The following is a 13,884-nucleotide window of genomic DNA, read 5'->3' on the forward strand; positions in this document are numbered from 1 at the left end:
CGCGTCCGCCGCCGAACGGGCCGCCCGCTCAGACCTCCTGCCAGGCCGTCAGCGCGAGAACCGGCTCGTCCTTGCGGCGGCTGAGCAGAAGGCGGCCGGTCGACGGGGACAGGGTGGCGGCGACCACGCGGTCCTCGTGGTCCACGGCCAGCGCCACCTCGGCGTCCGGGGCCAGGTGCGGGCCGGACTCGGTCCACCAGGCGCCGGCCGACTCCTCTTCGGTGGGGTAGGCGGCGAACGCGACCCGGCCGCTCGTGGCACGCTGGGCGAGCAGGGTGCAGTCGTGCCCGTCGAGTTCACAGCGGATCGCCGCGACCGGACCGGGGCCGGCGGCGGTGATCAGGGGGGCGGGCTTGCCCCCGGGGCGCCAGGCCCACAGCTCACCGGAGCCGTCGGTGTAGAAGAGGGTCGTGTGCCCGGCCGAGGTGGCGAGCGCCCGCAGGGTGCCGGGGCGGACCGCCGCCTCCAGGGCCTCCTCCAGCACGGGCCGGGTGCCCGCCTCCTCCTGGCGCCAGTGCAGGATCCCGCCGGACACGGCCGCGTACACCTCGATACGTCCCGACTCCCCCGTCACCGCGACGGGCGGGCCCTCGACGCCCTTGCCCTCCAGGGTCTGCCAGGGCTCCCAGCCGCCCTTCTCCTTCTGGGCGGCCATGCCGATCCCGGTGGCCTTGTCGGGGACGAAGACATGGGCCCGCCCCTGGGCGTCCACCGCGACGGCCGGCGCTCCGGTGCGGGCGCCCCGCTTGTCCGGGTGGCCGACGGGCGCCCAGTCCAGCGGGGCCAGCAGCGGCCGGTAGTGGACGGAGTGCACCAGGCCCGCCTCCGCCTTCGCGGTGGGCCGCCAGGACACCAGATGCGCGTAGCCGTCGGCGCCCTGTCCGACCGCGAGGACCGGGTGCACCTTCTGGTCGCCGCCGACCCGTCGCGGGCCGTCCCATGGACCGCCCGGGGTGTGTTCCGCGCGGCACAGGACGGCGTCGTCCGACGTCAGGTAGACACTGAGCCGCCCGTCGCGGCCGCGTATGAGCCAGTCGCCGTTCACCCGTTCACCTTATGTCGGCGGCTTCCCGGCCACTCCCGGCGGGCCGGTGGTCGTGGCGTCCGTGGGACGCTGATCCCATGGACGCCCCCCGGGACGACACTCCCGCCCTGCTCGTGATCGTCGACGGCGCGAACGTGGTCGGGTCGGTGCCCGACGGCTGGTGGCGGGACCGGCGGGGCGCAGCGGAGCGGCTGCGGGACCGGCTGGCGGCGGACGGGCTGCCGGGGCACGCCGGGCCCGTGGAGATCGTGCTCGTCGTCGAGGGCGCGGCGCGCGGGGTGGAGCCGGTGGCGGGGGTACGGGTGGAGTCGGCGGCCGGCAGCGGGGACGACCACATCGTCGGCCTGGTCGCCCGGGCCGACGGCCGCCCCCGCCTGGTCGTCACCGCCGACCGGGAGCTGCGCCGTCGGGTGACGGACCTCGGCGCCGAGGTGACGGGCCCGCGCGCGGTACGGGGCCCGGGCGGCGCCTCCTAGGCCGTGTCGCGGGGCAGGCGGGACTGCGCGGACACGGCCCGGGGCCGTGACGGGACGGGCGGCCGGGGGGCTCAGGCCGTTTCCCCGCCCCCGCGTACCTCGCCGGCCGTCGTCTCCTGGTGGCGTCCCAGACGGCTGTGGGAGCGGCCGTAGAGGAAGTAGACGAAGAAGCCGATGACCATCCAGATGCCGAAGCGGAGCCAGGTCTCGGCGGGCAGGTTGAGCATCAGCCACAGCGAGGCGCACACCGACAGGATCGGGATGACCGGCACCCACGGGGTGCGGAAGGCGCGCGGCAGGTCGGGGCGGGTGCGGCGCAGGACGATGACGCCGATCGCGACGACGACGAAGGCGAAGAGCGTCCCGATGTTCACCAGTTCGGCGAGCTCGCTGAGCTTGGTGAAGCCGGCCAGGATCGCGATGAGCACACCGAGCAGGATGGTCGGCCGGTGCGGGGTCTTGAACCGCGGGTGGACATGGGAGAAGAAGCGCGGCAGCAGTCCGTCGCGGCTCATCGCGAAGAAGACCCGGGTCTGGCCGAGGAGCAGGATCATGCAGACCGTCGTGAGGCCGACGGCGGCGCCGAAGCTGATGAAGCCCGCGAACCAGGGGTGCCCGGTGGCCTTGAAGGCGTCGGCGAGGGGGGCGCTCACGGACAGCTTGGTGTAGTGCTCCATCCCGGTGACGACGATGGACACGGCGACGTACAGCAGGGTGCAGATGATGAGGGAGCCGATGATCCCTCGGGGCATGTCGCGCTGCGGGTTCCTGGTCTCCTCGGCGGCGGTGGCGACGACGTCGAAGCCGATGAACGCGAAGAACACGACGGACGCGGCGGTGAAGATGCCCATCACGCCGAAGTTGGACGGCGCCCAGCCGAACATCAGCTGGATGAGCGGCGCCTGAAGGCTGTTGCCGGCCGGCACGGTCTGCGCCTTCGGGACGAACGGGTCGTAGTTCTCGCCGTGGATGAAGAAGGCACCCGCGATGATCACGGTCAGCACGACGGTCACCTTGATGGCGACGACGACCGAGGTGACCCGCGCGGAGAGCTTGGTGCCGACCACCAGGATGGCGGTGAGCAGCAGGACGAGGGCGGCGGCGAGGATGTCGAAGCCGAAGCCGCCGGACTCCTCCCGCACGCCGAGCGCCTCCGGCAGATGCCAGCCCGCGTTGTCGAGCAGCGAGGCGATGTACCCGGACCAGCCGACGGCCACCACCGCCGTGCCGAGCGCGAACTCCAGGACCAGGTCCCAGCCGATGATCCAGGCGGGCAGTTCACCGATGGAGGCGTACGAGAACGTGTACGCGGAGCCGGCCACCGGGACGGTGGAGGCGAACTCGGCGTAGCAGAGGGCGGCGAGCCCGCAGGCGACACCGGCCGCGACGAAGGCCAGGGCGACGGCGGGGCCGGCGTTGTTCTTGGCGACGGTGCCGGTCAGGACGAAGATTCCGGTGCCGATGATGACGCCGACGCCGAAGACGGTCAGATCCAGGGCCGACAGGGATTTCTTGAGCGCGTGCTCCGGTTCCTCGGTGTCGAGGATGGACTGCTCGACCTTCTTCGTCCGGAAGAGGGTGCTGGTCATGGGTACCTCCCACGCTGTGTCGTCCTCGACATGATCGAGAGGGGGCACAGACCGTATGCCCCGGCGCGGGCGGGTTAACGCGAATGGGCCGGTTTCACCACTCTTCACAGTGGTCGAACCGGCCCATCCGGGCGCGTCGGCTTGCCTCCGGCGGCGTCAGTCGCGGGCGGGCTCCACGGAGTCCACCTCGGTGGCGCCGTACCTGCCGTCCAGCTTGGCGACGAGTCCGGTGACCTGGCGGGCGATGTCGGGGGCGGTCAGCCCGATCTCCGCCATCACCTCGGCGCGGGAGGCGTGGTCGAGGAAGCGGGGCGGGATGCCGAAGTCACGCAGGGGCACGTCCACGCCGGCGTCGCGCAGGGCCTGGGCGACCGCCGAGCCGACACCGCCGACGCGGCTGTTGTCCTCGACGGTGACGACGACCCGGTGCCGCTCGGCGAGCGGGGCCATGGCCTCGTCGACGGGTTTGACCCAGCGCGGGTCGACGACGGTGGTGGAGATGCCCTGCTTGTCGAGCAGCGCGGCGATCTCCAGGCACATCGGCGCGAGGGCGCCCACCGAGACCAGCAGCACATCGGGGGTGTCGGTGCCCGGCTCGCGCAGCACGTCCATGCCGCCGACGCGCCCCACGGCGGGGACGGCGGGGCCGACGGCGCCCTTGGAGAACCGTACGACGGTCGGCGCGTCGTCGACGGCGACGGCCTCGCGGAGCTGGGCGCGGACCTGGTCGGCGTCGCGCGGGGCGGCGAGCCTGAGACCGGGGACGACCTGGAGGATCGACATGTCCCACATGCCGTTGTGCGAGGCGCCGTCGGTGCCCGTGACACCCGCGCGGTCCAGGACGAAGGTCACCCCGCACCGGTGCAGGGCGACATCCATGAGCACCTGGTCGAAGGCGCGGTTGAGGAAGGTGGCGTAGACGGCGAAGACGGGGTGCACCCCGGCGTGGGCGAGGCCCGCGGCGGAGACGGCGCCGTGCTGCTCGGCGATGCCGACGTCGTAGACCCGCTCGGGGAAGCGCTTGGCGAACCTGTCCAGGCCGACGGGCTGCAGCATGGCGGCGGTGATCGCGACGATGTCCTCGCGCTCCTCGCCGAGCTTGACCATCTCCTCGCCGAAGACGGAGGTCCAGTCGGCGCCGGAGCTGGCGATGGGCAGGCCCGTGTCGGGGTGGATCTTGCCGACGGCGTGGAAGCGGTCGGCCTCGTCCTGGAGGGCGGGCTGGTAGCCGCGGCCCTTCTCGGTGAGGCAGTGCACGATGACGGGCCCGCCGAAGCGCTTCGCCCGCGCCAGCGCGGACTCCAGCGCCTCGAGGTCGTGGCCGTCGATCGGACCGACGTACTTCAGGCCGAGGTCCTCGAACATGCCCTGGGGCGCGATGAAGTCCTTCAGGCCCTTCTTGGCGCCGTGCAGGGTGTCGAAGAGGGGCTTGCCGACGACGGGGGTGCGCTCCAGGAGGTCCTTGCCGCGGGCCAGGAACCGCTCGTAGCCGTCGGTGGTGCGCAGGGTCGCGAGGTGGTTGGCGAGGCCGCCGATGGTCGGCGCGTACGAGCGCTCGTTGTCGTTGACGACGATGACCAGGGGGCGGTCCTTGGCGTCGGCGATGTTGTTGAGCGCCTCCCAGGCCATACCGCCGGTCAGCGCGCCGTCGCCGATGACCGCGACGACATGGCTGTCGCGGTCGAGGATCTCGTTGCCCTTCGCGATGCCGTCGGCCCAGCCGAGGACCGTGGAGGCGTGGCTGTTCTCGATGACGTCGTGCTCGGACTCGGCCTGCGAGGGGTAGCCGGACAGGCCGCCCTTCATCTTCAGCCGGGAGAAGTCCTGCCGCCCGGTGAGCAGCTTGTGGACGTAGGACTGGTGGCCGGTGTCCCACAGGATCTTGTCCCTCGGGGACTCGAAGACCCGGTGCAGGGCGATGGTGAGCTCGACCACGCCGAGGTTGGGGCCGAGGTGGCCGCCGGTCTTGGACACGGCCTCGACCAGGAAGGTCCGGATCTCCTCTGCCAGCTGGTCCAGCTCCTCCAGGCTGAGCCGGTCCAGATCGCGCGGTCCCCTGATGCGGGTCAGCAGCGGCACCCGTGCCTCCTTGCAGTAAAAGCTGTTCGAGCTGTTGCCGGGCCAGTCGAGTCTAATGTTCCGCGCCCAGGCCTATGACACGCCTATGCCCGGCGCTGTTCCAGCACCGGGCACGTGGGCCAACGCGAAAGGGGCGCGGGGGACTGCGCGACCAGCCACGACGGCGGGTCAGCCGCAGTCCCGCCGCACCCCGTACGGCGAGCCGCGCGGTTAACCGCGACCGGCCGCCTTCTGAGACTTGCGCGACACCGAGTCGATGACGACGGCGCCGAGCAGAACCCCACCAGTGATCATGTACTGGATCGAGGTGTTCATGTTCAGCAGGTCAAGACCGGTCTGGATGGACTGGATGACCAGCATGCCCAGCAGCGCGGACCACACGGAACCACGCCCACCGAAGAGCGACGTACCACCGATGACCGCGGCGGCGATGGCGAGCATCAGCGTGTTGCCGCCACCGGCGGACAGCGTCGCGCTCGCGGTCTGGCCGGCGAAGAACATACCGCCGATCGCCGCGAAGCCGCCGGAGATGGCGAACACGGTGATCCGGACCATCGGCACGTTGATACCGGCACGGCGCGCGGCCTCGATGCCGCCACCGACCGCGAACACCTGACGGCCGTAGGTCGTGCGGCGCAGCACGAAGTCGACGATCACCAGCGCCGCGAGGAAGATCACCAGGGCGTTGGAGACGCCGGCCGCGTCGTTCAGGACGGCGGCGGAGACGAAGGCCGCCACGGCGAGGGCACCCACGCGCAGCAGGATCTCGCTGGTCGGCCGGAACGGCACACCCGCGGCCTTGCGGCGGCGCTGCTCGTTGAAGTTGCCGACGAGGGAGAGCACCACGGCGAGACCGGCCAGCAGGTAGGCGCCGATGATCGCCTGGTCCATGAAGAAGGAGCTCTGGCCGAGCAGGTGGACCGGGCCCGACTCGGACGGGATGTTGATCGTGCCGCTGTCGCCCAGCAGCCACAGCATCAGGCCGTTCCAGCCGAGGAAGCCGGCCAGGGTGACGACGAACGCGGGGACGCCGACCTTGGCGAAGAACCAGCCCTGCAGCGAGCCGATGGCGACACCGGTGAGGACCGCCAGCACCAGGGCGAGCCAGGGGTTCATGCCGTGGTTCACCGCGAACACGGCGAACAGGGTGGACGACAGACCGCTGACCGAACCGACCGACAGGTCGATCTCGCCCAGCAGCAGGACGAACACCAGGCCGATGGCGAGCATGCCGGTGGCCGAGAGGAAGTAGCTGATGTTGGACAGGTTGTCGGCGCTCAGGAAGCGGTCGTTCTGCGTCTGGAAGATCGTCCAGATGACGATCAGACCGATGACGACCGGCAGCGAGCCGAGCTCGCCGCCCTTGACCTTGCGCTTGAACTCGGTGAGGTAGCCCTTGAGGCCCTCTTCACGGACCAGCAGCCGCGGGTCGACGACGGCGACCGGGGCGGCCGTGGGGTCGTCGGCGGGGGCGACGGTCTCCTGCGTCTCGACGACGCCCTCGGTCTTGTCGACCTTGGTGGCCGTGCCGGACTTCTCCGGCTCCGGGGAGTCGCTCTTCACGGTCTTCGACGTGTCGCTCACTGTGCCGCCTCCGCGGTGCGCCGCTCCGCGCGACGGGTCACGGCGTTGTCCGTGGCACCCGTGATCGCGGCGATGATCTCTTCGTGGCTGGTGTCCTTCACGGGGAAGGAGCCGTTGTTCTTGCCCAGGCGCAGGACGGCGACGGTGTCGGCGACCGCCTTGACGTCGGCCATGTTGTGGCTGATGAGGATGACGCCGAGGTTGCGCTCGCGCAGCCGCTCGACGAGGTCGAGGACCTGTGCGGTCTGCTCGACGCCGAGGGCGGCGGTGGGCTCGTCGAGGATGACGACCTTGGGCTCGCCGATCAGCGCGCGGGCGATGGCGACGACCTGGCGCTGACCGCCGGAGAGGCTCGCGATCGGGATGCGCACGCTCGGGATCCGGATGGAGAGCGTGGACAGCAGCTCGCGGGCGTTCTTCTCCATCGTCACCTCGTCGATGACGCCTCGGTGCAGCAGCTCGCGGCCGAGGTAGAGGTTGCCCACGACGTCGAGGTTGTCGCAGAGCGCGAGGTCCTGGTAGACCGTCGCGACGCCGAGCCCCTGGGCGTCGTGCGGCCGGTTGATGCTGACCGCCTTGCCCTCCCACTCGATGACGCCCTCATCGATGGGGTGGACACCCGCGATCGTCTTGACCAGGGTCGACTTACCTGCGCCGTTGTCGCCCACCAGGGCGACCACTTCTCCGGCGTGGACCTCCAGATCGACATCGGTGAGTGCCTGCACCGCACCGAATCGCTTGGAGACTCCGCGCAACGCCAGCACGGGCGTAGCGGACACGTGAACCATCTCCTTCGCCGCCTGACCGGCGGGGATGCCGCGCTTGGGGTAGTGCGCGGAGGGACGTGCGGGGCGCGGCGCGAGGCCGCGGTACGCACGAGGTTTACAAGATGAACATGCGCGAATCCGTCGCGCTTGGCAACGGTTCCGTCCGACGCCCGCCCCGGCAGCGGGGTGTGAAGGTGAGGCAGGCGCCGGCGGGGTCTCGCGGGACCGCTCGGCGGTCTGGGCCCGAGCCCCTCGACGGGACTCGGGCCGGGTCACACGGGGTGCGCGCTTACGACAGGCCGGCCTTCTTGCAGGCGGCGGCGTAGTCGGCGGTGCAGATGTCCGCGACCGTGTACAGACCGTCCTTGACGACCGTGTCGTTGATGTTCTTGACCGTGACGGACACCGGGGTCAGCAGCTTGGCCTGGACCTTGTCACCGGAGCCGCTGGTCACCGTGGTGTCGGCGAGGGACTTGATGTCCTTGCCCTGGAGCAGGTTGACCGCGAGCTCGGCGGCGGTGTCGGCCTCCGGCTTGTAGGCCTTGTAGACCGTGGAGGACTGGGTGCCGGCGACGATCCGCTGGATGGCGGCGAGCTCGGCGTCCTGACCGGTCAGCGGGATGCCGCTGATCTTCGCACCCTTGAGGGTGTTGGCGATGCCACCGGCCATGCCGTCGTTGGCGGAGTAGACGCCCGCGATGTTCTTCGCGCCGAGCTGGGTGATCGCCGCGGACATCTTCTGGGCGGCGACGGTGTCCTTCCACAGGCCGGACTGCTCGTAGGCGATGTCGACCTTGCCGTCGAGGGCCTTGTGGGCGCCGGCCTTGAACTGGGCGGCGTTCGGGTCGGCGTCGTCACCGTTGATCATGACGATCTTCGACTTGGTGGTCGCCTTGGAGCCGAGCGCGGCGAGCAGGGCCTCGCCCTGGAGCTCACCGACCTTCTCGTTGTCGAAGGAGACGTAGGCCGAGACCGGGCCCTGGGCGAGGCGGTCGTACGCGACGACCTTGACGCCCTTGTCCACCGCGGACTGGATGGAGGACTTGATGGCGGCGGAGTCCTGGGCGGAGATCACGATGACCTTGACACCCTTGGTCACCATGGAGCTCATCTGCTGAGCCTGCTTGGCCGGGTCGGCCGCGGCGTTCGCGTACTGCACGTCACAGTCGGAGCAGAGCTCCTTGACCTTGGCGTCGAAGTACGGCTTGTCGAACTTCTCGTAGCGCGCGGTGACGTTGTCGGGGAGCAGCAGACCGATGGACTTGCTGTCCGAGCTGCTGCCAGAGTCCTTGTCCTTGTCGTCGCCGGCCTTGCCGCAGGCGGCAATCGACAGCGCCATGGACACGGCGGTGGCGCCGATCACGACTCTACGCATCGTTGCGTTCATTTTGGGGTGTGCCTCCCTGACAGGGCCGCAACGCTGCGGCCGAGGTGGCTCGAAGTCAACTCGGCCGCAAGTTCGACGTCAAGAAGTAAATACTTAACGAGATGGCAACGGCGTCATTCGTTCTCTAAGTGAAGGCAGGTGTCGCGGCCGAGAGGGTGCCGTCCAAAAGGGTCGAATCACCCATCTCGCTGAGTGCGAGAGCGAGTGCTCCGAGCACCTCCGCACGGCCGCCAAGTGCCCCCGGGAGAACGGAGAGTTGACGCGCCGCACTGGGGATGGCATAGCGGCCGACGGACTCCCTGATCGGACCGAGCACCAGCTCACCGGCCTCGGCGAGATCACCGCCCAGGACCACCCGGCTCGGGTTCAGCAGGTTGCAGAGATTGGCGACTCCACTGCCGATGTGGCGGCCGACGTCGGCGATCACCCGACGGCAGCCCGGATCTCCGTCCCTGGCCAGCCGCACGACGCCCTCCATCGTGAGATCCGTGCCGTGGCTGGACTGGAGCAGTGGCAGCACATAGCGCGCGGCCGCGAAGGTCTCCAGGCAGCCGCGGTTCCCGCAGCGGCAGACCGGTCCGGATTCATCAAGTGTAATATGTCCGATTTCTCCTGCGGTGCCACCCGGGCCCCGGTAAATCTTCCCCTCGATCACCAGACCGGCCCCCACACCGCTCGCGACCTTGATGTAAGCAAGATCACGTACGCCCCGGCCGCTGCCCCAGACCAGCTCTCCGAGGGCACCGAGGTTGGCGTCGTTGTCCACGTGCACGGGCACCCCGAGGCGGCCTCTGAGCTCCTCGGCGGGTCTGGTCCCGATCCAGCCGGGCAGGATCGCCGACGAGCCGAGCGTGCCGGACTCCAGATCGATCGGGCCGGGGACACCGAGCCCCACGCCCGCGATCTTCGAACGGTCCACCCCGGTGGCCTCGACCAGCCGTATGACCAGCTGTTCCGCCCGGTCGAAGCCCTGGGCCGAGGAGGCGTCCACATCGAGCGGCTCGGACTCCTCGGCGAGGACCTGATGGGCGAGGTTGCCGAGGGCCACCCGGAGATGGGTGTGGCCGAAATCCACCCCGATCACGATGCCGGCGTCCCCGCTCAGCGAGACGCTGCGCGCCCTGCGCCCACCCGCGGAGGTGGGCGTGACCTCGACGGTTCCGCCGTCCTTGAGCTCGCGCACGATGTTGGAGACCGTCGCGGCGGACAGTCCCGTCGTACGGGCGATCTCCGCCTGAGTGAGGGACCCGGCCAGACGCACGGCACGTACCACTCGCTCCAGGTTGGCCCGATGCAGTGACGACTGCGACCCCGGAGTCTCCACGACGACCTCCTGCGCACGGGGCCGCTTCAATGAGGCCCCGTCTATGTCCAACTAGTGAACTCTAAGCTGAGCCGTTCGGGTCCGCTCCCGTCAAGAGGTTGAACACTATCCGCGCGCTCGAACAAGCGCGCCCCCGCTCACACGGCGGGGCATAGCGGCCTGTGCGGGGGTGGCTGCGGGGCGTCGCGGAAAGTGACATTCCGGAAGGGAAGGGCTTCGGAGCGTGAGGCTCCAAAAGGTTACGGAGATCATGAAAAGCGGCGTACACGGACAGCCCGCTCCCCGGGGCCCGTGTACGCCGCGTGAAGACGCCGGGTTTACTTCAGGGCCCCTGCTGTCAACCCCTGCACGACCTGCCGCTGGAAGACCACGTACGCCGCGAGCACCGGAAGCATGGCCATGACCAGGCCGGCGAAGAGTCCGGACCAGTCACCCTTGTAGCCCTGGCTGACGGCCAGTTGGACGAGTCCCTGGGTGAGGACCCGCTTGTCGGGGTCGGTGTTGAGGACCGTCGGCAGCATGTACTGGTTCCACTGGCCGAGGAAGTTGAAGATGCCCACGCTGATCAGGCCGGGTTTCGCCATCGGCAGCATGATCTGGAGGAAGATCCGGCTGTGCGAGGCGCCGTCGACGAACGCGGCCTCGGCCACCGACGCCGGCAGGGTGCGGAAGAACGCCGTCAGGAAGAACACCGTGAACGGCAGCGAGTACGCGATGTAGACCAGGATCAGACCGTGCAGGGTGTTGAGCAGCCCCATATTGTTCACCACGTAGAACAGCGGGACCAGCGCCAGCATGACGGGGAAGCCCATGCCCCCGACGAACAGGTAGTAGATGAACCGGTTGCCGGGGAAGTCGAAGCGGGCGAGGACATAGGCCGCCATGGAGCCGAGGACCAGGGTGCCGACCAGCGAACCTCCCACCACCAGCGCGGTGTTCAGGAAGTAGTCGCTCATGTGGGCCTCGGTCCAGGCCCGCGACCAGTTGTCGAAGTGCGGGCTGTCCGGGAGCGCCCAGGGCGAGGAGAAGATGGACCGGTCGTCCTTGAAGGACGTCATCACCGCCCACAGCAGCGGCAGCACGACCATCACGGCCCACAGGACGAGCACGCCGTGCGAGAAGACGTTCAGGACCCGGCCTTCGGACGTCGGCGCCGGGCCCGGCCGGCCGGGCGCCCGGCCGACCTTGGTGACGGGTGCGGGGACGGGAGCGGGGGGTTCGGTCGTCTTCATCGTCAGTACTCCAGCCGCTCGCGCCGCCCGAGCCGCATGACGACGGCGGCGAAGGCCAGCGTCACGACGAGCAGGGCGACGCCGATGGTGGTGGCGTAGGCGGCCTGACCGTCGCGGAACGCCTTCTGGTACACGTACAGGACCATGACGGTGGTCGAGTAGTCGGGGCCGCCGGGACCGGTCGTCATGATCTGCACGACGGCGAACGACTCGGCGCCGAGGGCGAGGATGCCCAGGTAGACCCAGCCCGACTGCACGGTGTCCCACAGCAGCGGCAGGGTCACCCGGAAGAAGGTGTCGGCCCGGTCGGCGCCGTCCAGCAGGGCGGCCTCGTACAGGTCGGCGGGGACGGCGGCCATGGCCGCCGTGAACAGGACGACGAAGAAGCCGACCGTGGACCAGACGAGGACCGCCATCACGCACCACAGCGCGAGATCCGGGTCACCGAGCCACAGCGGCTGGACGTCGCCCAGTCCGATGCCCCGCAGGAAGGCGTTGATCGCACCGCTGTCCGGGTTGTACGCGAAGGCGAAGAGCAGCGCGACGATCGCGATGGACAGCACCTGCGGGAAGAAATACACGATCTTGTAGAAGGAGGAGCCCCGGACACCGGAAACCGCGGGGCCGCCTTTTCTTCGGCGCCCGCCGACATTGATCATGAAGGACAGGAAAAGCGCGAGGGTGAGTGTCACCAGGGGGACCAGGAGTGCGAACAGCAGGCTGTGCCACAGCGACTTCCAGAAGATCTGGTCGTCCAGCAGCCTGCGGTAATTGTCGAGGCCGACCATCTTGAATTCGGGACTCAGACCGGTCCAGTCCGTGAACGAGTAGGAGATGGACTGGAGGAACGGCCAGATCACGAAGAGCGCGTACAGTCCGAGGGGGAGCGCCAAAAACCCCACGATGAACCGGTATTTGCCGTGTTGCATCGCCACCTACTGGTGCTTGTAGTGCTTGATCGAGGTGTCCTTGGCGGCGGCGTCGGCATAACCCTGGATCTTGTTGATGGCCTCCACGGGAGTGAGCCGTCCGGCCATCATCTCGCCGAGACCGCCGACGCCGATCTGCTCCTTCTGCAACTGGACGTACCAGTCCTGCAGTCGCGGGTTCACCACGTTGTCGCCGGCCTTCTCCAGCGCGGCGACGCCGGACTTCAGACCGGGGGTGAGGGTGATGCCGTCGGTGCCGCCGTCGTAGGCGGTGAGCGACTTGACCTTGGCGGTGAAGTTCCTGGAGGACGCCTCGCCGAGCATGATGCGCAGTTGCTCCATGCCGCCGGAGCCGTTCTTCGCCTTGGCGGGGACGACGAAGGGCTCGCCGCCGGAAGCCCAGATGGTCCCGAAGGGCATCTTGTCGGAGGAGTCGATGCCGGTGGGCGCGGAGACGGCGAGGTCGAAGTCGGCCGGGATCACCTTGGCCGACTCGTTCTCCACCCAGGAGCCGTTGGGGATGAACAGGGCCTTGCCCTCGGCCCAGGCGGTCTGCGACTGGATGTGGTCCAGGCCCGGGGTGCCCTTGAGGACGTACCCCTTCTTGTAGAGCTCGTAGTACGCCTCGAAACAGGCCTTGACGGCGGGGTGTTTCCAGGCGTTCGGCTCCAGGTTGTCGATGGCGTCGAGGACTTCACGGCCACCGACCTTGCCGATCATCGGATAGAGCGAGAACGGGAGGTAGTACGGGTATTTGCCCGCGTATGTCCAGCCCGCCATGCCCTTCTTCCTGGCCTTCTCACAGACCGCGAGCATCTCGTCCCAGGTCTCGGGATAGGTGGCGTCGAGCGAGTCCAGGGCCTTCTGCGAGTACCAGACGCCGTAGACCGTGTAGGCGTAGTACATGATCCAGACCGGGTCGCCGTCGAACTGGCCCATCTCTACGATGCCGGGGCGCAGGGTGTCACGGACCTTCTTGGCCGGGTCGTCGTACGACGGCGCGTCCAGCAGGGGTGTGAGGTCGGCGAGCTGCTTCTTGCCGACCAGGACGCCCATGTCCATCTGCTCGGCACCGGAGTTGTCGATGAGGTCGGGCGGGGTGCCCTGGTTGAAGCGGGGCTGGAGCGTGGACTGGATCTTCTGGGTGGCCGAGAACTTCACCTTCGCCCCGGGGAAGTCCTTCTCGTAGATCTTCACGGCGTCCTCGGCGTACTCCTTGCCGAATCCGCCGTCGAACAGGACGAATTCCATCGGGGCGGTCTCATTGACCGCAAGGGGGTTCTTCGCCGTCTTCTTTCCGGCCTTGGCCTTGTCCTCCTCGCCGGCCCCGCTGCTGGCGCACGCGGACAGAAAGCCGATCGCGGGGACGGAGGCCAGGCCGAGTGCGGCCGACCGCCTGATCAGATCGCGGCGGCCGACGCCCGCCGATTCGCCGTTCACGGCACCGTTGTTCCCGGAGCTGGATCCCATGC

The 13,884-nt window shown here is 69.1% G+C and carries 11 protein-coding genes; 1 reads left to right on the forward strand and 10 read right to left on the reverse strand.

The window, feature by feature from the left end:
- Positions 1-28: 28 nt before the first annotated feature.
- On the reverse strand, positions 29-1,045 hold the full coding sequence (locus OG852_RS13240; protein ID WP_330348025.1) for a hypothetical protein: 1,017 nt from the start codon (positions 1,043-1,045) through the stop codon (positions 29-31).
- Positions 1,046-1,122: 77 nt separating this feature from the next.
- On the opposite strand from OG852_RS13240, the gene OG852_RS13245 reads away from it, so the two are divergent.
- On the forward strand, positions 1,123-1,521 hold the full coding sequence (locus OG852_RS13245; protein WP_330348026.1) for an NTP pyrophosphohydrolase: 399 nt from the start codon (positions 1,123-1,125) through the stop codon (positions 1,519-1,521).
- Positions 1,522-1,592: 71 nt separating this feature from the next.
- On the opposite strand, the gene OG852_RS13250 is transcribed toward OG852_RS13245, so the two are convergent.
- The 9 genes from OG852_RS13250 to ngcE all read right to left on the reverse strand — a co-directional run bounded on the left by OG852_RS13250 (position 1,593) and on the right by ngcE (position 13,882).
- On the reverse strand, positions 1,593-3,110 hold the full coding sequence (locus OG852_RS13250; RefSeq protein WP_133914642.1) for an amino acid permease: 1,518 nt from the start codon (positions 3,108-3,110) through the stop codon (positions 1,593-1,595).
- 156 nt (positions 3,111-3,266) lie between these two features.
- Positions 3,267-5,189, reverse strand: a complete 1,923-nt coding sequence (dxs, locus tag OG852_RS13255; RefSeq protein ID WP_133914643.1) for a 1-deoxy-D-xylulose-5-phosphate synthase — start codon at positions 5,187-5,189, stop codon at positions 3,267-3,269.
- Positions 5,190-5,399: 210 nt separating this feature from the next.
- Positions 5,400-6,773: a sugar ABC transporter permease gene (locus OG852_RS13260; protein WP_330348027.1), complete on the reverse strand. Its 1,374-nt coding sequence runs from the start codon at positions 6,771-6,773 to the stop codon at positions 5,400-5,402.
- Complete coding sequence (locus OG852_RS13265) at positions 6,770-7,561, reverse strand: ATP-binding cassette domain-containing protein (protein WP_133914645.1); 792 nt, start codon at positions 7,559-7,561, stop codon at positions 6,770-6,772. Before OG852_RS13265 ends, OG852_RS13260 begins: the two co-directional genes overlap by 4 nt.
- 268 nt (positions 7,562-7,829) lie before the next feature.
- Positions 7,830-8,915 (reverse strand): sugar ABC transporter substrate-binding protein, encoded by a 1,086-nt coding sequence (locus OG852_RS13270; RefSeq protein ID WP_133914646.1) that lies wholly within the window; start codon positions 8,913-8,915, stop codon positions 7,830-7,832.
- Positions 8,916-9,051: 136 nt separating this feature from the next.
- Positions 9,052-10,251 (reverse strand): ROK family transcriptional regulator, encoded by a 1,200-nt coding sequence (locus tag OG852_RS13275; RefSeq protein ID WP_133914647.1) that lies wholly within the window; start codon positions 10,249-10,251, stop codon positions 9,052-9,054.
- Positions 10,252-10,568: 317 nt separating this feature from the next.
- Complete coding sequence (locus OG852_RS13280; RefSeq protein ID WP_133914648.1) at positions 10,569-11,483, reverse strand: carbohydrate ABC transporter permease; 915 nt, start codon at positions 11,481-11,483, stop codon at positions 10,569-10,571.
- Positions 11,484-11,485: 2 nt separating this feature from the next.
- Positions 11,486-12,412, reverse strand: coding sequence for a carbohydrate ABC transporter permease (locus OG852_RS13285; RefSeq protein WP_330351441.1), 927 nt, complete (start codon positions 12,410-12,412; stop codon positions 11,486-11,488).
- Between the two features lie 6 nt (positions 12,413-12,418).
- A complete protein-coding gene (gene ngcE / locus OG852_RS13290) occupies positions 12,419-13,882 on the reverse strand; it encodes an N-acetylglucosamine/diacetylchitobiose ABC transporter substrate-binding protein (RefSeq protein WP_133914649.1) in 1,464 nt (487 codons plus the stop codon).
- Between the last annotated feature and the right edge of the window lie 2 nt (positions 13,883-13,884).

It is taken from the genome of Streptomyces sp. NBC_00582 (genome assembly GCF_036345155.1).
Lineage (GTDB): Bacteria > Actinomycetota > Actinomycetes > Streptomycetales > Streptomycetaceae > Streptomyces.